16 protein-coding genes are annotated in these 18,600 nt (G+C 46.5%); 7 read left to right on the top strand and 9 right to left on the bottom strand.

Annotated features, from left to right (window positions below):
- Positions 1-272 precede the first annotated feature (272 nt).
- From QT987_RS25570 to pilM, 4 genes are all read right to left on the bottom strand, one after another.
- The gene (locus QT987_RS25570; protein ID WP_333245902.1) at positions 273-2,675 is read right to left on the bottom strand and encodes an AMIN domain-containing protein; all 2,403 of its coding nucleotides are present in this window, start codon (positions 2,673-2,675) and stop codon (positions 273-275) included.
- A gap of 475 nt (positions 2,676-3,150) precedes the next feature.
- Positions 3,151-3,945, bottom strand: coding sequence for a pilus assembly protein PilO (locus tag QT987_RS25565; RefSeq protein ID WP_333055137.1), 795 nt, complete (start codon positions 3,943-3,945; stop codon positions 3,151-3,153).
- Complete coding sequence (locus QT987_RS25560; protein ID WP_333055138.1) at positions 3,942-4,841, bottom strand: PilN domain-containing protein; 900 nt, start codon at positions 4,839-4,841, stop codon at positions 3,942-3,944. The genes QT987_RS25565 and QT987_RS25560 overlap by 4 nt, the downstream gene beginning before the upstream one ends.
- 469 nt (positions 4,842-5,310) lie before the next feature.
- Complete coding sequence (gene pilM, locus QT987_RS25555; protein ID WP_333055140.1) at positions 5,311-6,405, bottom strand: type IV pilus assembly protein PilM; 1,095 nt, start codon at positions 6,403-6,405, stop codon at positions 5,311-5,313.
- Between the two features lie 174 nt (positions 6,406-6,579).
- On the opposite strand from pilM, the gene QT987_RS25550 reads away from it, so the two are divergent.
- From QT987_RS25550 to QT987_RS25540, 3 genes are all read left to right on the top strand, one after another.
- A complete protein-coding gene (locus QT987_RS25550) occupies positions 6,580-6,816 on the top strand; it encodes a hypothetical protein (RefSeq protein ID WP_333245900.1) in 237 nt (78 codons plus the stop codon).
- Positions 6,817-6,958: 142 nt separating this feature from the next.
- A complete protein-coding gene (locus tag QT987_RS25545) occupies positions 6,959-8,242 on the top strand; it encodes a sugar ABC transporter substrate-binding protein (protein WP_333245898.1) in 1,284 nt (427 codons plus the stop codon).
- A 390-nt stretch (positions 8,243-8,632) separates the two neighbouring features.
- Positions 8,633-9,208 carry a Uma2 family endonuclease gene (locus QT987_RS25540; protein WP_190737295.1) on the top strand — a complete coding sequence of 192 codons (576 nt, stop codon included), beginning with the start codon at positions 8,633-8,635 and terminating at the stop codon, positions 9,206-9,208.
- 138 nt (positions 9,209-9,346) lie between these two features.
- On the opposite strand, the gene QT987_RS25535 is transcribed toward QT987_RS25540, so the two are convergent.
- The 3 genes from QT987_RS25535 to QT987_RS25525 all read right to left on the bottom strand — a co-directional run bounded on the left by QT987_RS25535 (position 9,347) and on the right by QT987_RS25525 (position 11,584).
- Positions 9,347-9,799 carry an Imm30 family immunity protein gene (locus QT987_RS25535; RefSeq protein WP_333245895.1) on the bottom strand — a complete coding sequence of 151 codons (453 nt, stop codon included), beginning with the start codon at positions 9,797-9,799 and terminating at the stop codon, positions 9,347-9,349.
- Positions 9,799-10,086, bottom strand: a complete 288-nt coding sequence (locus QT987_RS25530; RefSeq protein WP_333245893.1) for a hypothetical protein — start codon at positions 10,084-10,086, stop codon at positions 9,799-9,801. The genes QT987_RS25535 and QT987_RS25530 overlap by 1 nt, the downstream gene beginning before the upstream one ends.
- Before the next feature lie 235 nt (positions 10,087-10,321).
- The gene (locus QT987_RS25525) at positions 10,322-11,584 is read right to left on the bottom strand and encodes a folylpolyglutamate synthase/dihydrofolate synthase family protein (RefSeq protein ID WP_333245891.1); all 1,263 of its coding nucleotides are present in this window, start codon (positions 11,582-11,584) and stop codon (positions 10,322-10,324) included.
- A gap of 134 nt (positions 11,585-11,718) precedes the next feature.
- Between QT987_RS25525 and QT987_RS25520 the strand changes: the two genes are divergently transcribed.
- Positions 11,719-12,729: a DNA cytosine methyltransferase gene (locus tag QT987_RS25520; RefSeq protein ID WP_333302906.1), complete on the top strand. Its 1,011-nt coding sequence runs from the start codon at positions 11,719-11,721 to the stop codon at positions 12,727-12,729.
- A 134-nt stretch (positions 12,730-12,863) separates the two neighbouring features.
- Here QT987_RS25520 and QT987_RS25515 read toward each other — a convergent pair whose 3' ends face one another.
- Both QT987_RS25515 and rsmI read right to left on the bottom strand, forming a co-directional pair.
- On the bottom strand, positions 12,864-14,081 hold the full coding sequence (locus QT987_RS25515) for a glycosyltransferase (RefSeq protein WP_333245885.1): 1,218 nt from the start codon (positions 14,079-14,081) through the stop codon (positions 12,864-12,866).
- 110 nt (positions 14,082-14,191) lie between these two features.
- On the bottom strand, positions 14,192-15,073 hold the full coding sequence (rsmI, locus tag QT987_RS25510; RefSeq protein WP_333245882.1) for a 16S rRNA (cytidine(1402)-2'-O)-methyltransferase: 882 nt from the start codon (positions 15,071-15,073) through the stop codon (positions 14,192-14,194).
- A 92-nt stretch (positions 15,074-15,165) separates the two neighbouring features.
- Here rsmI and QT987_RS25505 point away from each other — a divergent pair, with 92 nt between their 5' ends.
- The 3 genes from QT987_RS25505 to QT987_RS25495 all read left to right on the top strand — a co-directional run bounded on the left by QT987_RS25505 (position 15,166) and on the right by QT987_RS25495 (position 18,365).
- Positions 15,166-16,023, top strand: a complete 858-nt coding sequence (locus QT987_RS25505; protein ID WP_333245879.1) for a sugar kinase — start codon at positions 15,166-15,168, stop codon at positions 16,021-16,023.
- Positions 16,024-16,271: 248 nt separating this feature from the next.
- Positions 16,272-17,396 carry a cupin-like domain-containing protein gene (locus QT987_RS25500; protein ID WP_333245876.1) on the top strand — a complete coding sequence of 375 codons (1,125 nt, stop codon included), beginning with the start codon at positions 16,272-16,274 and terminating at the stop codon, positions 17,394-17,396.
- A gap of 90 nt (positions 17,397-17,486) precedes the next feature.
- Positions 17,487-18,365, top strand: a complete 879-nt coding sequence (locus tag QT987_RS25495) for an inositol monophosphatase family protein (protein WP_333245873.1) — start codon at positions 17,487-17,489, stop codon at positions 18,363-18,365.
- The last annotated feature ends 235 nt before the right edge of the window (positions 18,366-18,600 follow it).

Genomic DNA, 18,600 nt, shown 5'->3' with positions numbered 1-18,600 from the left:
TCTTTCTTTTCCCCGTGGGGCAGGGCTGTTTCATTCTCCCGAAACCCGCCAGGGACTGAAGTCCCTGTCTCATAGCTGAAGTCGTCTGAAGACGACTGAAAGAGTGATTTATAGTCGTCTTGCAGAGGACTAATTAGTTCTTTAGTCCTCTTTTAGAGGACTTTCGCTTTGAGGCAGGGGTTTCAACCCCTGTCGGACTGTCGGACTGTCGGACTGTCGGACTCAGGGGAAAGAGCGTGGAAAGTTGACACCCATGTCTTCTTCCTTCGTTCCTACTGTCTCGGCTGGACTGGCTGACTGCGCTGCAACAGTTGGCGCGCGTCGGGACTGATGCTGTTTTGGTAGCCAAAGTTCGATCGATCGCTATCATCCAAAATCTGCGGAGTCAGCAATACAATCACTTCCGCCCGCTGGTTGGTCTTATCAGTGCTCCTGAACAGCGAACCAATTATCGGCAAATCTCCTAAAATCGGAATCTTCCTCGCTGTAACCCGGTCTTGGTCGCGGATAATCCCCGATAAAATCAAAGTCTGACCGTCCCGCAGGCGAATTAGCCCCGACTGCAAAGAGCGCCGAGCCAGCAGGGTGATAGTGTTATTTTCTCCTGCGCCAGTGCTCAGGGGTCTGTCCGGGCCGATCGCACTGACGATTGGGTTGACTCGCAGAGAGACAAAACCGTTATCGTCGATGCGATCGATCGCCACTCCCAACTGCAAACCGGCCTGACCTTTTTCTGCCGTCACCGTTCTGGTAGTTTGACCTTCTGTTGTCTGCGATTCCGATCGAATGTTAGTAACCACTTCTTCGGTGATATCCACATTCGCCGTTTCCCCTTCTTGGACAACTAAAGTCGGATCAGTCAGGATTTTGGCATTCTGGCTGGTAATACTTGCTTGCAGGTTAGACAGAAAACGTCTTGGATATTGGAACAGCGGGAACAGGCCGAAGTCTGCACTTCCTGAGCCTGTCGTCGATCCAGGAATGTAATCTGTAATTCCAACTCGCCTGGGGTCATTAGTAACTGGGGCTGTCGGCTGGAGGAACACACCTTTGGCGGCGGTATCGCGACCTTGACCTGTAAGCGGCACGATACGCCGGCCGTTCGCATCGTAGAAAGGCGTGTCCCTGAATTCTGTGGGAATGTCTCGGTTCTCAATAATCGGCCGATTAGCTATGCCACTAGTTACAGTCGTGCCATTGGGCGGATTGATGCCGCCAAAATTGACGATCGCCGCCCCGCCGTCATTGACAAAGAAACTGTCATTAATCCCGAAAGAGAAGCTGGTGTTACTGACGTTGTTTCCCGACAAGTTGATATCGATCACCTTGACGTTGACAGCCACTTGACGGCGGCGCAAATCTAGCTGTGTCAAGAAAGCCACAGCCATGTCCACTTTGCGCGGATCGCCCACCAAAGTGATGGAATTGAGCCGAGAATCCGCCAGCACCGACAGTCCCCTCAGCAACAGCGGCCCCGTGCCTTCCCTAGCGCCGATCGCCTTAATGTCGGGTTCCCGAATTTCCACATCCCGCGCAGCATTTCCCTGGCCCACGCTTTGAATAGTCACGCGAGTAATCGGCAGTTGAGTTTCCGCGCCTTGAGCGCTCAAAAAGTTAGCTGCATCCGTAGACCGAACTTGATTGAGCCGCAAAGTCCGAATGATAATATTGCGTGAGTCGATCGGCAAGCTCGTCCCTACAAAAATCGTCCGCCCCTGGCGGTTAGCTTGCAGTCCGCTGAGCCGCAGCACGTAATTAAAGACATCTTGCACCGACTCATTTTCGATGTCCAAAGAAATCTTCGGCCCTTCATCTGACCCCGATACTCCTGGCTGACCAGGCACTGCGGGCTGGCCCGGTTGAGCAGGGGCCCCGCCGCCTGTAAAAGCAATGTTCAAGCCAGCAGCGCGGGCCAGCAGAGCCAAAACGTCCCGGACTGGGGCATCCCGCAGCACCAAGCGGGGGATGCGTTCTCCCGAACTCAGTTCAATATTTCCCACGCCGGGGGCGATGTTAGACACCGCGATATCTCCCAAGGGCGGAGCCACTGCCCGCGGCTGGAAAGGCGCAGCCTGATTGCTTTGGGATTGTATTTCGCTGGGGAGGGGCGGGCGATCGTTTCTGGTAACAGTAACTTCGGGATTTGGCAGCAGCACGCCTGGGTTTTGCGAGGTGCGGACTTGGGGAGCCGGGGGGGGAGCTGTTTGGCTCAGCGGCAGTCCCGGAGGCGGCGGAGGTGGAGTTTGGGCAGACTGTGCTGTGCCACCCTGTCCGGCAACGCTAAGGACGATGCTTTGGCCTTGTCCCGGAACAATTTGTCCGTTGGGAACTCCGTTGGTGCCGGCTACCACAACGCGGATGCTGTTAGCCTCTACCTGGCTGATTTCTACTGAAGAAATTCCCGGAGCTGGGTTATCTTGACGGAAGCTGTTGCCTTGTGGTAAGCGGAGCTGGGTGTTGATAATTGTGGCTTGGTAAGTATTGCCGTTATTGATGGCGAAAACTTGCGGGCGATCGCCCTTTTCTGTAGCCAGAACAATATTTACGCCATTATTACCTTGACTTACTTGCACTCCTGTTACCTGAGTCGGCAATGCCAAGACTGGGGCTTGGGCGATCAGAACTCCTGCAACGCTGCATAAGAGTCCTCCACTTAACCGTAGATGCTGTTTCACGTTCTCTCCTCCACTACAATTTGTTATTTGTTGTTCGCAGTCTTTTGTCGCTAGCTGCTAAACTGACTAAAATATTCTCGCTTCGAGCCTTTTTAAAGGAAGAAGTTATGCCCTTTTCGATGTTTAATTTTCGATTGGGAATAACAGATGACATAAGGGTTAGAAGCTATCCTACAGCAATCCTCGCATCATTTGTTGATTTCTTACTCCCTCCCCTTACAAATGGGAGGTTTGGGGTAGGGTAAAAAAAATACGACTCCTGCAAGGATTGCTATACAGTTCCATTACTTTTTGAAACTGGTATTAGAAGAAATTAGATTTTAGAGCCAATTTTTGATTGCCATCTAAAAAATATTTTTCTGACCTTCATACTTTTTTGACTTCTACCTTCAATCTTTCCATTTCAAACTTCTGCCTTCTGACTTCTTGTGAAATAGCGAGTTGGGAACAATAGCTAATATCTGCCAAATAATAGCTACTTAGCACCAGGACTCGGAGCCGGAGTTGGCGGTTTTTCTTCTTGCTTTAGCGGCAGCAGCGCGTGCAAGTCAAAAGCAGTTTTAATTTTAGTTGGCGGTTGCTCCACAGGAACTATTTTCCCTTTCAAAAAATCAACTTCAATTGGCTGATTTGATGCTAGCAATTCAGATTTCAAATTCCTAACTACCAACAGCGACTGCATCAACTCCAAGTTACGCATAAAATTGCGGGTTTGATCAAAAGTGCCTTCAAACTCTACCTTAAATTTTTTGCGTCTGAGCTTGCCAGCCAGGGACGCCCCGAAGGAGCTATCGGCCAGAATATCAGGGTCTGGAGCTCCCGGCGTGGCGGTTGCTGTTGCTGGCGGCATATCCGGCTCAAATTTGGTAATTTTAGCCTTGAGGTCATCTCCTTGCACGCCGGCGTTGATTCTATTAACGAGTTGGGTCATGTCAAGCAAAAGCGTGTTGGCGCTGGCGTCGCTGGCAAACATGGCCGTGACGTTGGCCCGGCGCTGTTTTGCTTCTTCTTGCTTGGCTTCTGCTTCTGCCTTTTTTTGAATTTGAGTTTGCAATTGCACTTGCGTTTGCTTGCTTTCGCTAAGTTTTTGCTTGAATTCGCCGCTTTTTTGGAATTCGGGAAGTACGAACTGGTAGCCGAGGCCGCCAGCAATCAGGAGCCCGAGAACCGCGATGCCGATTGCTTGGACTTGGGGTGTCAGCTTAATGCCGAATATTTCCTTAGCCCCTGTATCTTCTGCTTGTCCGCTAGAAATAAACTCTGCTGTCATGGTTTTTTCACTTCTCCTTTTTGTGGTTCTAGCACTCCTTTTTCTTGAAGTGTTTCTATCCGTATTGCGAGCCCGTCTGCTTGCTTGCTTCGCAGCTCGGGGAGCAACTCGGAGGCACCCGTCGGGCTGAGCGTCGTTTCAATTTTATATTCCACCACTGGTCGCAGTTTGGGAAGTTCTGCTGGTGCTGCGTTTTGGTTACGCACTTGTAATTGTGCGGGGTTGTTTTTTAATGTGGCCGCTATCAGTTTGGTATCGGTGTTAAGGAAGAAGGGAGAGCGCTGGACTAGCAACATAAAGTCGTTAACTTGAGCAAAGGTACTGGCTATCCCTGAAATTTGCACTTTTGATGCCTGCTGCGGGACGACGGGGACGGGAGGTGCTGCCGGGGCGGGGCTGGCTGCTGGAGACGGACTCGCCCCCGGGGAAGCAGCGGGAGTTGGTGGGGGAGGAGGAGGAGGTGCTGCAACGGGGGAGGGACTTGGGTCGATTTGCTCGATTTTGCCAATTTGCACTCCGGCCGGAGTACGGGCACTGAGGTCTTGCAGCATCGCCGACCAAGGTTTAATTTGGTCGAATACTCCAGCTAATGCTTTGTATTCGGCGGTAACTTGGTCGGTTTCGGCGTTGATGGCTTTGATGGTGTTGGCTTGAGTGTTTAACAGGGCCAGTTCTGTGTCGATGGTTGCTTGTTGTGCGGCCAAGTCGGTATTTTCCTTAGTCGCCCACCACCAGGCGCCCATGACTGCGGCGTTGATGCCAAAGGCAAACAGCACTGCCCCATATATGGGCAGTTGGTCTTTGGCTCCACCGGAACTTTTTTTAGCTGGGCTTTTGGTTGCAACGGGTTTGTAGTCGGGACGGTCGTTGAGAAAATTAATATCTAGGCTGTACATGGCTTCACTCGATTTTATAGCAGAAGGAAGAAGGCAGAAGGCACAATGTAGAAGGTAGAAGGCACAATGTAGAAGGCACAGTGTAGAAGGTAGAAGGTAGAAGGCAGAAGGCAGAAGGTAGAAGGTAGAAGGAAAAAGTGATCTACCGCTAATGTTTCAGCAATTAAGAAGGTACTAACAGTCTTGGCTGTTGCTATAGATTTAAATTAGAAATTTTAGATTTTAGACAGAACCCAAGATTGCTGGTACAAGTGAAGGATTTATTTAGGGAAGAAAGAAACAACTTTCTGCCTTTTACTGAAGGAAGGGGCTGCTTCTACCTCAGATATATTCTACCTTTTACCTTCTACCTTCTACCTTCTATCTTCTACCTCCAATATTCTACCTTCTGCTTTCTGCCTTCTTCTTTTGGAAGGGGTTTTTACCTCAAATTCTCAAATCGGTTTTTCTCTCATCTAAAACTGTTAGGTCACATAACCTCCCTTAGTCCTAAACCTAGGGCGACTCCTAAACCTGCTCGCTGTTCTGGGGTAATTTCTTGGCTGATTTCGACTCCTAGGGTTTCGATGGGATCGACTTGAGATGCGGGCAAGCTTAATCTTTGCATAAAAAATTCGTCTAGTTTGCCGATCGCAGCTCCCGGACCCGCTAGCAGTAGTTGCGCTACTTCGAGTTCTTCGCTCTGGTTGAGGTAAAAGTCTACTGAGCGGCGCAGTTCGTCTGCTAGTTCTCCCAATACTTTAATCATCGCATTTGTTCCCGGATTGGCGTCTCCCGATGCGCCCATTGTATCTGTGACTGGCAGGGTCATGCCTTGCAGTTCGCTGGTGTCTCTGGTTGGTGGCAGGTTCATGGCTTGGTTGAGGGCGGTCTGGATTTGGTAGGTGCCGATCGGGATGGTACGGTTGAACTGAGGTATGCCGTCCACTACTATAGCTAACTCGGTGCTGTCAAATTCTATGGCGGTGAGAACTGCTGCTTCTTGGGAGGAAAATTGTTGCAGTTGTTCTTTGAGGGTGCGGATTAGGGCAAAACTGGTTACTTCTAATACGTCTATAATCAATCCGGCTTCTTTGAATGTTTCGATGTATGTGTCGGTAACTTCTCTGCGGGTTGCTACTAAGACGACTTGCACTTTTTCTACTCCGTCGTCATCTACAAAAAGGCCTATTTTTTGATAGTCTACGTCGGCGTCTTCTCTAGGAAATGGCAAGTACAGTCCTGCTTCTGCGTTCATGTAATCCCGCAGTTCTTCTTCGTTGAGTTCTGCGGGAACTGGGATGAGGCGGATGACTGCTTCGCGGCCTGGAATGGCTGTGGCTACTCGCTTGGCTTTGATTTTGTTGTCCGTGAGGACGGTACGTATTAGTTCTGCCATTCCCGGCGGATCGACTATTTGTCCTTCTTGTACATAGTCTTCTGGAACTTCTATTGAGGCTAGGATGCCTAATTTTAATGCCTGAGCTTTCTTTTCAAGCTGAATGATGTTGATGCGGTCTGGGGCTATTTCGATCCCGATTCCTGGCTGGCGTTGGGAAAGTAGACCTTTGAAAAAGTTAACCATGTGATTGGGTCGCCGATAATTGCTATTTTTTTCTTTTGTAGTTGGCCAGCCTGATTCAGCGCGCAGGCGTGTTGGAGGGTTGGTTTCCAACTGCAGCCAGAGTGCTGTAATCTCGGTATCCCGCCTTCTTCTGCACAGCTCAGTCTGTGTTGCGCGATCGCTAGTTCCGATTTTATGCTATCCAATTTACTTGACAATAGCTATTCTGCGGAGAATGTCAATAAATTCCAGCTCGATCGACCGAAAACCCGCCGATTCTGCACAAAAACCGACTATCTCGCTCCTGAACCCAGGTACAAAACTCTGTTACTGACTCATGAGCGCTTGATTCGGGCGATTCCCTGCGGGATAGCTTCGCCGCGCGTGCCTTTGTCTGACAAGCGAATTTCAAAGGTGTTACCCGCCACGTGATTTATCTCGCGCAAGTCAATCCTTGCATCTCAAATCTAAAATCCTTGCGTCCCCCGAATTAATCTCGCGCAAGTCAATCCAAAATCTAAAATCTAAAATCTAAAATCGAATGACGGTTCCCATAACTCTCAAATTTTATTCTATGAAACGTAAATCTTGGCAACTTTTTGCTGTTTTTGGGCTGGTGGGGCTGCTGCTGGCTGCGGTGGTGAGTTGCAGCAAGCCGGCTGTTAATTCCCAGGCAAATAATACGCAGGAAATCGAGTTCTGGACTATGCAGCTTCAACCTCAGTTTACTGAGTATTTCAACAAGACGATCGCCGGTTTTGAAGCGGAAAATCCGGGGGTGAAGGTGCGCTGGGTGGACGTTCCTTGGTCGGCGATGGAAAGCAAGATTTTGGGGGCTGTTTCGGCGAAAAATGCGCCGGATGTGGTGAACCTAAATCCCGATTTTGCTTCGCTGTTGGCAGGACGCAATGCTTGGCTGGATTTGGATTCTCGGATTCCGCAGCAAGTTCGTGAGCTCTATCTCCCCAATATCTGGAAAGCTAGTGTACTCGACGGCAAGACTTTTGGCATTCCTTGGTATCTCACGACTGGGGTGACAATTTACAATACGGAGTTGTTGAAGAAGGCGGGAATTGCTAAGCCTCCTGCTACTTATGCCGAGTTGGCAACTGTTGCCAAGCAGGTGAAGGAAAAGACTGGTAAGTTTGCTTTTTTTGTGACTTTTGTGCCGGAAGATTCGGCGGAAGTTTTGCAATCTTTCGTGCAGATGGGTGTGCCTTTGGTGGATGCGAAAGGCAAGGCGGCTTTTAATACTGCTAAGGGCAAAGCTGTTTTTCAGTATTGGGTAGATTTGTACAAGAACGGACTTTTGCCGCAGGATGTTTTGGTGCAGGGACATCGTAGGGCGATCGAGCTTTATCAAGCTGGGGAAACTACTTTTTTAGCTTCCGGGCCTCAGTTTTTGAAGGCGATTGCTGAGAATGCTCCGAGTATTGGTGCTGTTTCTACTGCTGCGCCTCAAATTACGGGGGAAACAGGCAAGAAGACTGTGGCGGTGATGAATTTGGTTGTACCCCGCGACAGCAAGCGCCCTGATGATGCTGTCAAGTTTGCTTTGTACGTGACTAATTCTCAAAATCAGTTGGCTTTTGCTAAGGCTGCTAATGTTTTGCCTTCTACGGTTGAGGCTTTGCAGGACGATTATTTTAAGACTGTTTCTGCTGATGCTCCTGCTGCCGATCGAGCTCGGGTTGTTAGTGCTTCTGGGTTGAGTTCCGCTGAGCTATTGATTCCGCCTTTGAAGGATGTTAAGAAGTTGCAAAAGGCGATTTATGACAATTTGCAGGCGGCAATGTTGGATGAGAAGTCGGTAGATCAAGCTGTTGCTGATGCGGCTAAGGCTTGGGATCAAAAGTAGTTTTTAATTGAAGCGGGGGCGGGATTTTTTGTATCTCGCCCTTGCTTTTTTTTGCTACTTGACGTATTCTTAAATAATGGGAATCTGTGCCACCATATATAAGCAGATATAAGCTTTTAAGTTCTTATCGAATGATGAAATTACCGCTTCTTAACAAGGCGGAGTCGGAGGAGAACCCTGGAGCGGTCAATCTCGACTATTTCAGAGGTAAATGTTTCTTGATAAGAAGCCTCGCTCATCCCAAAAACGGGCTTTCTTTATCCGGTGCGTTCGCCTTTCTCAATTCAGCTTGATTGATGATTTGTACGAAGATAGCCTGAATTCCTCAAATCTTCAGAAATTTGACTTGTGTTAAAATTAAAGCTCAGATCGGAAGAGGAGAAAATTCTTATGCCAGCGATGACACTCAAAGATTTAAACCAAGTTCAAACCCTTTTTTCCGAAGCGGGTTTAGATTACAAAATTGAACTAGAAGACGGGAGACTTTCAATTGTGGGGCCATCAGACATCGTATCCAGTGAAATCAGCAGTATTTTGATTCGCTTGCTGGGTAACTGGGTTTATCCCCGTCGCTTGGGGAGAGTCTTTGACTCCGCGGGCGGTTTCATCATGCCGGATACGAATGTCAAAGCACCGGATGTTTCTTTTGTGCGCGCCGCCCGCTTGCGCCAAAGTCCGCGTTATTTTGGAGAACTTGTCCCGGATTTGGTGGTTGAGATTAAATCTCAGAGCGATCGCATTAAGCTTATAGAAACCAAAGTTTTGAAGTTTATAGAGCTGGGTGCGATCGTCGGAATTCTGATCGATCCTGATGAAGAAACAGTGACTATTTATCGCTCTACAGGTGAACCGACTGTTTTAGGAAATGGCGATATCTTAACAGTAGCAGAACTTTTTCCCGGTTGGGAATTGCCCGTTTCGGAATTGTGGCCTCCTATCTTTACGGAGGAAGAAACACAAGGTTAAAGAAAAAAGAGCGTGAAGCGAAGCTATCCCGTTCCCCGCAGGGGTTCCCGAAGGGTAGGGAATCGCCCACTCTACTTATCGAGCTTTTCCTTCATCGCGATCGCACTTCCAAATATTCATCAGCGGTGGAGATAAACGCTAATGAACTTGTCCAGCTAGCTCAATCGGTGAATCTTGATGCGTCAATCGATAGGCAGCACTTTCTTCCAGCAATTGTCGAATAAAATGGGGGCTGTGAGCATTAATTGAATGTAACAGATTTCTATACAAGCGGCAGGCAACCTCATCATTCAAAATGCGACTGTGGAGTATTCTTGTCCAATCAGAGGCAACAACAATTAATTGTGGGATGACACGGATAAATGCTTGTAACTGCTGTTCCATTTCAAAAGATTCTAAAAAATGAATTAGGCTAAACATGACCTCCGGCTGTTGGCAGCGATCGTCTAAAATGAGATGTAAATCTGGTAAATGTTCACTCTCAGGATGCTTCGCGAATTCCGCTAAAGCATTTTCAAAAGCTGTTACTTCTTCCGTGGATCGCATTAATTTATTAGCGGCCAAAATGGTAATCCAGCTATTTTCCTTCATCAGCTATTTACTTCCTTTTCAAAAACGCCCAACCAAGCTAACTTATTTGACTGGATAACTTGCTGTAAGCTGCGCCTAATTTGTGGCGTATAAAGTCCCTGACGGCGATAAATTGCTCGCGCATCGCTAATTTCTCTAGCTAGTGCTTCCCTTGGTAACAAGCTGAGGTTCGGAGATTGTCCGTAAGAGATAGTCTGGCGATGACGACCTCCTTTACCGGGCAAAGGGTGTTCCATCATTATAGCAATACCCATTTCTCTGCTGTAACCAAGAACCTTTGCTGCCATGAATCCATTAGAAGGAATGTGATGTGGTGTCAGATTATCGCCTCTTCGTCCAGCTTTAAGCAGGTCTCCGTAACATCCAACTGCGCCTTCCCCTGGGAGAAGTCTGTTTGTATAATTAGCTATTTATATTCTCCTATTCGCTGCTAACGGACATGATATTACGACAAGAAACCCAGTGTCTATGAAGCACCTCTTGCCAGTTTCCCCGAACAATTCATCTTAAGGCAGGATGCGTTTAAGCTTGGGATTGTTGTTGTTGCAGAAAATAGCCGACGAGATAAAGAGAACCGCAAAGGATTGTTAGGTTGTCGCCTGTAACAGCAGCATCTAAAGCTGTTGTTAAGTCGGGGAAGGCTTGACAGAGAGTTAATTCGGGGCAGATAATTTGAGCTAGGGTGGCTAGTTCTGCGGGGGATGATGAGTTTTGATCGGGTACGGGTACTAGGTAAAGTCGATCGCCCTTTTTGAGTAATGCTTTCAAAATATCATCGCAGTCTTTAGTCGCCAGAATGCCGATTACCCAGTTAATCGGTTGGGAACTGTTAAGATTATCGACATATTCGCGCAGGGCGATCGCTGCGGCTGGATTGTGCGCGCCGTCAATTAATAGGTTGCGGTTTTTCCAAGTTGTCTGCTGGAGTCTTCCGGGCCATTGGGTTTTGGCTATGCCGTTTTTGATGGCGGTTTGGGATATTTGCCATCCTTGGTTTTGGAGAGTTTGCAAAGTGGCGATCGCAATTGCTGAATTCATTAGTTGAATTTTTCCCAGCAGTGGCAATTGATATTTTATTTTAACCGCATTTTGATTTAACTGATATTCTGCGAATCCTTGTCCTACATCTCTTGCTGGTTTTACCCAAGTTGCCGGACAGTCTAATTCTTGAATGCGTTTTTCTACTATTATTCTAGCTGATTCTGGCAATTCTCCGATCACTGCGGGACATTTTGCTTTAAGAATTCCCGCTTTTTCCCCAGCAATATCTGCCACAGTGGGGCCGAGTATTTGCCAGTGGTCGAGACTGATAGAAGTAATGACGCTAGCGAGAGGTTTTTCGCAAACGTTTGTGGCGTCTAATCTACCGCCTAATCCTGTTTCTATGACTGCAATATCTGCTTTTTGTTCGGCGAAATACAGCCAAGCTGCGGCGGTGATTATTTCAAATTGAGTGGGAGTTTCGGTGTTGTTTTCGGTGGCGGCGACAACTCGTTTTAGACACTGTTGCAATTCTGTTGGGGAAATCGGTTTTTGGTTGATGCAAATTCTTTCTGTCCAATCGATTAAGTGCGGGGATGTGTAGCGTCCAACTCGATAGCCTGCTTCTGTTAGTACGGAAGAGAGATAAGCGCACACGGAACCTTTGCCATTGGTGCCGGCAATGTGGATAATGGGTACTTGTTGGTGGGGGTTGTCTAGTTTTTGGAGAAGTTGGTGAATTCTTTTTAAGCCGAGATGGACGCCGAAATGTTGATAGGATTGGAGGATGGATTCTGCATTCATTGAGGATGATAAAGTCTGTTTGTGTGTGAATTAGATTTTTTTTATTAACCGCAGAGGGCGCAGAGGGCGCAGAGTGAGAGAAGAAAGAGAGAGGTTTATAATTGAGTTATTGTATTTATTGCTGGTGAAAAAAGGTGGATTTGGATATTATTTCTCTGTTTTCTGGTTGTGGGGGGTTGGATTTGGGTTTTCGCTTAGCTGGGTTTAATCCAGTTTGGGCCAATGAATATGATAAGTCTATTTGGGATACGTATAATTTTAATCATCCTGAAACTATTTTAGATCGCAGAGATATCAGAAAAATTAATTCTGATGAAATTCCCAACTGTATTGGGATTATCGGCGGCCCTCCTTGTCAAAGTTGGAGTGCGGCGGGTGCGAAACGGGGGATTGATGATAGTCGGGGTCAACTTTTCTGGGAGTATATCAGAATTGTGCGAGACAAGCAGCCTTTGTTTTTTTTAGCGGAGAATGTTAGCGGTATTTTGGCCCCCAGAAACAAGGATGCTTTCACTTATATATTATCGCAGTTTGAGGCGATCGGGTATCGGGTTTCGTTCCAGTTGGTGAATGCTAAAAATTTTGGTGTTCCGCAAGATAGGCAAAGGGTGATTGTTGTTGGTTATCGGCAGAATCTGGGTTTTGGTTTTGAGTTTCCCGAACCTGGAACCGATGTTTTGACGCTGAAAGATGCGATTTTTGATTTGCAGGCGATCGCCCCTATGTCAGTTAAGGGTAAATTAGATAATTATCACGATTCTGTCCCAAATCACGAATGTGCGGATTTGGGGTTTTCCAGCATTTATATGTCGCGCAATCGAGTGAGAAGTTGGTCAGAACCTTCGTTTACAATTCAGGCAAGCGGCAGACACGCACCTCTCCATCCTCAAGCTACTAAAATGATTTTAGTTGGCAAAGACAAACGCATTTTTGACCCCAATTCGCCTCTGCCTTACCGTCGGCTTTCTGTGCGAGAGTGCGCGAGAGTTCAGACTTTCCCGGATGACTTTATTTTTAAGTACAAGTATATTGCGGATGGATACAAAATGGTCGGCAATGCTGTTCCTGTTAATTTAGCCAGAGTTTTGGCAAGTAAGATTTTTGAGAATATTGTCAACTTAAGCCGACCATCTACCAGTCCCTAGGCAATGAATTCCACGGCGCTTTTAGCGAAAGTCATCGCTATAAAGACTAATCTCAAATCCGTATTATTCATCTCTCTCTTCTCCTCCTCTGTGTCCTCTGTGGCCTCTGCGGTTTAATAATTCCGAATTATCTGTCATTGAAACTTGGTTAACTGACCTAGATTCTGCTGAATCGCATTTATCCCGCGAATATGAGACAAAGGAGAACCTCCGTACAAAAAGCTGTTCAAACTAACTTGATAATTTTGCTGAACTGCTAAATCCAGCCACAAATTGTTAATCGCATCTCCCGGCTTGTAGTCGGGAATGTTGTGCTGATAGTAAGGAAAACTGTCTATACAAGTATTGAAAAAGTTCTTGCGGCCGCAATGCTTTAAATACTGATATCGCGGCTTAAATTCTGTTTGATTTTCCAATACTGTATATATAGTATCTGCGAGAGATTCTGGGTCAAATTTGGCGTAAAGACCCGCACCTTCGGGGAAAACTGGCGAGTTTCCTCTGGCGTATTGGTTGAATTCTTCAAAACAAATTACAGGTACGTTGCAACTCATGGCTTCGGTAATGCCCCGGTTTTTTCCTTCTAGAAGGGAACCGAGGACGAATGCTTGGGCTCGCGAATAATATGTGGGGATTTCGCTGTAGTAGTCTACTCTCGGTACTAAGTTAATGTAGTCCGACGGATTGCCTAAAATTGCCTCTACTTGCCGCCATTCTTTTAATGCGTACTCGTCGAGAGTTTTCAGGTTGCTAGCATCAAATTCGTGGCCGGTGACTACTGTTAATTTTATCGGTTTTTGCGGATATTTTTGGCGGTAAACTTTTAAGGCTTTGGCTATGATTGGCAAATTTTTTTCTTCGGAGAGTCGGGCGACGGCTAGCAAGTCGATGTCTTTGGCGGGGACGTTGCGCGGGGAAATTAAGTATTCGTTGATAAAGTCGGTGTCTTGCAGTGGTATGATTGGTTTGTGGGCGCGATCGACATAAGTTTCGCGAAACCACTTTTCTCGCTGTGGGTTTTTGTATAAACTGGAGTAGGCGTCAGCTATGGGGGCCCAGGAGTAGGAGATTCCGGGGGAATAGGTGAAGGAGAAAAATACTGATGAAATTTGGGGAAATAGTTTGTTTATTAGTTCGACTCCTTCGCTGAAGTAAATTCCTTTGATGAAACGCCCTTCGTAAAACAGTGGGGGAAGCAATACGTAGAAACTGACGGTATCGAAGCGGTGGGGTTGGTCTTCAAATATCTCCCAGGTAAAGGCGTCTAAGTCTGCATAGATTTCGGCGATTGGTTTGTTGATGTGGGGGTTGCGTAAATATGGTTTTTGTCGATCGTAGTTGCCGCGTACCATAGAAGTTTTTTGTTATTATTGTATAGTAATGTTGTTTGTTTTGTGAACAAGATTTTTTTAATGAACCGCAGAGGGCGCAGAGGGCGCAGAGAAGAAGAGAAGAGAGTTATTCACAAGTTATCTAGGGGTTGTTCTAGTGATTGATTGTCGCCTATTGTGAGGGCGAGTTGGTAGATTTGGCGGCGGGGGAGGGATGTTTGTTGCGCTAGCTGGCGGCTGGCTTGGGAACGACTTATGCCTTGTGCAATTAATGTTTGCAATTCTGCTTTGATGGCGTCTTCGGAAAATATTGGGGCGGCTGTTTGGATGCCGGCTATTACGAGGGTAAATTCTCCCTGGGGTTCGCGATTGGTGTAAAGCTCGATCGCACTTTCTATACTACCACGCCAAAACTCTTCGTGCATTTTGGTTAACTCTCTCGCCAGCACAATCTGTCTGTCGCTTCCCAAACTATTTGCTAAATCTTGTAAAGTTTGTCGCAATCTGTGCGGAGATTCGTATAATATTATAGTGCGGGATTCTATTTGCAAAGCTTCTAAACTCTGTTGCCGTTCTTGACCTTTCACGGGTAAGAAACCTTCAAATACAAATCTCTCTGTGGGTAATCCTGATGCAGTTATGCCAACAATGCAGGCGGTCGGGCCGGGAATCGGAATAATGTTAATATTAGCATCGGCGCAAGCTTTGACTAACTCGGAACCGGGGTCAGAAATTCCCGGCATTCCGGCATCGGTGACGAGGGCGATATCTTTGCCTAAATGCAGTTTGTCGATGAGTTCGGGAAGTCGTTGGTGTTGGTTGTGTTCGTGATAGCTGATTTGGGGAGTTTTGATTTGAAAATGGTGCAAAAGTTTGCCTGTATGGCGGGTATCTTCGGCGGCGATGAAGTCTACTGCTTGCAAAATGCGGATGGCGCGAAATGTCATGTCTTCGAGGTTGCCGATCGGGGTTCCTACGATGTAAAGTGTTCCTGTATTGGGATTTGCTTGCATTTTAAGATTGATATTTTTTAACGATAGGACACGGGCGAGACGCCCATGCCACAGGCCCATGCCACAGGCCCATGCCACACATTTAAGAAGATATGAAAACCGGATTGTTTTTGGGATTGGCGACTTTAGATTTAATTTATTTGGCCGAGAAGCCTCCGGGTGAAAATCAGAAAGTTGTTGCTTCTGATTGTACCATTGCTGCGGGCGGGCCGGCGGCAAATGCTGCGGTCACTTTTAGCTATTTGGGGAATGCGGCGGTATGGGCTGGGGTTTTGGGCACTCACGCGATCGCCCAATTAATTCGTGCAGACTTAGCGGAGTATAATGTCAGGATAATTGATTTGGCACAAGGGCGATCGCACTCGCCGCCAGTTTCCTCGATTATTGTAACTGAAGCAACGGGCGATCGATCGGTAATTTCTATCAATGCTACGAAATCGCAAGTTGACAGTCAAACAATTAACCAGGATATTTTAACCTCAGTTAATATTGTACTGCTTGACGGACATCAAATAGCAGCCAGCAAAGAAATTGCTCAACTTGCCAAGTCAAAAAACATTCCCATTGTCCTCGATGGCGGCAGTTGGAAACCCGGATTAGAAGAAATATTACCTTTTATTGAATGGGCTGTATGTTCGGATAACTTTCATCCGCCCAACTGCGACAATTCCGAACAAGTCTTTGCTTACCTCTCAGCAGCAGGAATTCCCAATATTGCCATCACTCGCGGCGAAAAATCAATTTCATACCTCAGCAATGGCAGTTACGGCAGTATAGAAGTACCTCAAATTCAAGCCACAGACACTTTAGGCGCTGGCGACATCTTTCACGGGGCTTTCTGTCACTACATTTTGCAAAATAACTTTACCGATACTCTCACCGCATCAGCTAAAATCGCTTCCCATTCCTGCAACAACTTCGGAACCCGCGCCTGGATGAATAAGAGTTAATTTTCAATTAAAATTAACCAAACTATCCGGTTAAAACCCCTCAAAGCTAGAAAACTTGAACTAGCAACACCTGTTAAGTTAAAATCCTGACAGCAACCTCGACAAAATTTGTGAACTTCCCTTTTCTCTTCCTTCGGGCCCGTGGAACAGGCGTCTCGCCTGTGAATTTTCGCAGTTCGTTAAAATTGCTATATTAGTGAAACAACCTCAAACCAAACCAAACACTCCCAAACCAACATACCCGAATCATGTCTGACACCCAACCCCTAACTATCACCCTTCCCCCTTTGCGGATTACCCTCACAGAACAACAGCAAGTTAACCTAGAATGGCTGACACAAAACTTGCCCAATCTACTCACCCCAAGCAAACCAGAAGTTCCCGATAATATGAAACAGTGGGTGGCGGCCAACAAATTATTAAATCAACCCGACGCCGAAATTATTCAAGCCTTAATAAATACCGGCATAGATGCGGAAACAGCCACCGCAGAAGTTAGGGAAATATCATCTCATCCCTACTTCCAAGCAGGCAGTCAGTACGTGCAGTTATTGCAGAAATTAGAATCGCATCTCAGGATTAACAATCAATTAGCTGCATTGTCTTCCAAGTTTGGCACAATCGAACGCAAAAGCAGCCTTTCCAGAGAGTATTTTCTCGAAAATTACTACGCCAAAAATACTCCAGTAATTATTACCAATATCATGCACAACTGGAAAGCGTTGCAGTTGTGGACGCCGGAGTATTTGCAAGAAAAATATGGCGATGCAGAGGTACAAATTCAAGCCAACCGCAATTCCGACCCGAATTACGAAATTAAGATAGAAAATCACAAAAAAATTGTTTTGTTCCGCAAATATGTAGACATGGTGGTCAAGGGCGGGCCTAGCAACGATTACTACATGGTTGCTAACAACCAAACTCTTGAAAGAGAGGAATTTAAACCGCTATTTAACGACATTGAAATATTCCCCGAATACCTAAATCCAACGGATACAAAAGGCAGAGTTTTCTTTTGGTTCGGCCCGAAAGGCACGATTACACCGCTACACCATGACCCAGTTAATTTAATTTTAGCTCAAGTGTCGGGTCGCAAACTAATTAAATTGATTTCTCCGCAACAAACACCTCTGCTTTATAATCACGTCGGAGTTTTCAGTAAGGTTGACGGCGAAAATCCCGATTATGACAAATACCCGCTTTACAGAGATGCGAAAATTATTGAAGTGATTTTGGAACCGGGAGAAGCTATTTTTATTCCTGTCGGTTGGTGGCATCATGTAAAATCATTGGAAGTGAGTATTTCGGTTTCGTTTACTAATTTTGTGTTTCCTAATTATTATGAATGGAAATATCCTCATATTAATTGGTAATTTCTAATGTATGGTTCCCAGGGGCGGGCACGGGGGCACCGCCCCTACAGAAATCGGCGTTTATCTGCGGTTCAAAAAAAAAAGAAATTCATGAAAACTCTCGAAGAATTAAGCGAAATTTCACGATCGATCGCCTGGAGTGCATCAGATATCCTACAATCCTATTATCGCCAGGATTCCAACACTCCTAACCTCGACATCCAAGAGAAAAAAGATGGCCCCGTCACCGCCGCCGATGTCGCTGTCAATTCTTACATTCTCGACGAATTACAGTCGGCTTTAGGGAATACAGAATTTGGCTATCTCACCGAAGAAACTTACAAATCTTATTTAGAAAAAAACGGTCAAATTCCCTTACCTCAAAGTTGGGTTTGGATTATTGACCCTTTGGATGGAACGCGAGATTTTATTGACAGGACAGGTGAATTTGCTGTTCACATTGCTTTAGCCTTCGAGGGAAGACCGGTATTGGCAGTTGTGGCCTGGCCGCAACAGCAAAAGATTTATTACGCAATCCGCGATGCGGGCGCTTTTATGGAAAGTCGGGCCGGTTCTGCGGTCAAGTTGCAGGTTTCGGCGCGAAATATAGTGGCAGATTTATCTATAGTAACTAGCCGCAGTCACCGGGGCGATCGCTTTAATCAATTGTTACAAAAACTGCCATGTCAAAATCAACTAGCTGTCGGCAGTATCGGCTGTAAAATTGCGACTATTGTCGAACAAAAGGCTGATGTTTATATTGCGCTTTCGGGAAAGTCTGCACCGAAAGATTGGGATTTAGCGGCACCGGAATTAATTTTGACTGAAGCGGGCGGTCAATTTACTCGTTTTGACGGTTCTGCTTTGCAATATAACCGGGGAGATGTGAGTCAGTGGGGGGGATTGTTGGCGAGTAATGGTTGCTGTCACGCTGCTTTGTGCGGGCAAGCTGAGGAGATTTTAGCAGGGATAGATGGGGGTTTGAAGTAAGTCCGCGCGTGCGAAGCTATCCCGTAGGGAATCGCCCGTAAAGATGGTAACGAATCAGTTTTAGGGGCGGGTTTACGAGAAATAATTGCTTAAAACCAATTATCTAGTAAACCCGCCCCCACTTTTGCCCGAAAGTCCTCCTGGGGTTGAAACGAACGGCCCAACCGCATCGCAGATATCTATCAAAAATCCCGCTTTTAATATTTCAGTCTCATTACACTTGCGATTGAATAGT

The sequence above is a fragment of the Microcoleus sp. SVA1B4 genome, from assembly GCF_036700545.1.
Classification (GTDB): Bacteria; Cyanobacteriota; Cyanobacteriia; order Cyanobacteriales; family Microcoleaceae; genus Microcoleus.
The sequence above is the reverse complement of the archived record's forward strand: the minus strand, read 5'-3'. Positions and strand labels throughout refer to the sequence as shown.

What these genes read in the sequence shown, in the direction of transcription:
- QT987_RS25565 (WP_333055137.1), bottom strand. Translation starts at nt 3,945, where the DNA reads ATGACAGCAGAGTTTATTTCTAGCGGACAAGCAGAAGATACAGGGGCT.
- QT987_RS25560 (WP_333055138.1), bottom strand. Translation starts at nt 4,841, where the DNA reads ATGTACAGCCTAGATATTAATTTTCTCAACGACCGTCCCGACTACAAA.
- pilM (WP_333055140.1), bottom strand. Translation starts at nt 6,405, where the DNA reads ATGGTTAACTTTTTCAAAGGTCTACTTTCCCAACGCCAGCCAGGAATC.
- QT987_RS25550 (WP_333245900.1), top strand. Translation starts at nt 6,580, where the DNA reads ATGCTATCCAATTTACTTGACAATAGCTATTCTGCGGAGAATGTCAAT.
- QT987_RS25545 (WP_333245898.1), top strand. Translation starts at nt 6,959, where the DNA reads ATGAAACGTAAATCTTGGCAACTTTTTGCTGTTTTTGGGCTGGTGGGG.
- QT987_RS25540 (WP_190737295.1), top strand. Translation starts at nt 8,633, where the DNA reads ATGCCAGCGATGACACTCAAAGATTTAAACCAAGTTCAAACCCTTTTT.
- QT987_RS25535 (WP_333245895.1), bottom strand. Translation starts at nt 9,799, where the DNA reads ATGAAGGAAAATAGCTGGATTACCATTTTGGCCGCTAATAAATTAATG.
- QT987_RS25530 (WP_333245893.1), bottom strand. Translation starts at nt 10,086, where the DNA reads ATGGCAGCAAAGGTTCTTGGTTACAGCAGAGAAATGGGTATTGCTATA.
- QT987_RS25525 (WP_333245891.1), bottom strand. Translation starts at nt 11,584, where the DNA reads ATGAATGCAGAATCCATCCTCCAATCCTATCAACATTTCGGCGTCCAT.
- QT987_RS25515 (WP_333245885.1), bottom strand. Translation starts at nt 14,081, where the DNA reads ATGGTACGCGGCAACTACGATCGACAAAAACCATATTTACGCAACCCC.
- rsmI (WP_333245882.1), bottom strand. Translation starts at nt 15,073, where the DNA reads ATGCAAGCAAATCCCAATACAGGAACACTTTACATCGTAGGAACCCCG.
- QT987_RS25505 (WP_333245879.1), top strand. Translation starts at nt 15,166, where the DNA reads ATGAAAACCGGATTGTTTTTGGGATTGGCGACTTTAGATTTAATTTAT.
- QT987_RS25500 (WP_333245876.1), top strand. Translation starts at nt 16,272, where the DNA reads ATGTCTGACACCCAACCCCTAACTATCACCCTTCCCCCTTTGCGGATT.
- QT987_RS25495 (WP_333245873.1), top strand. Translation starts at nt 17,487, where the DNA reads ATGAAAACTCTCGAAGAATTAAGCGAAATTTCACGATCGATCGCCTGG.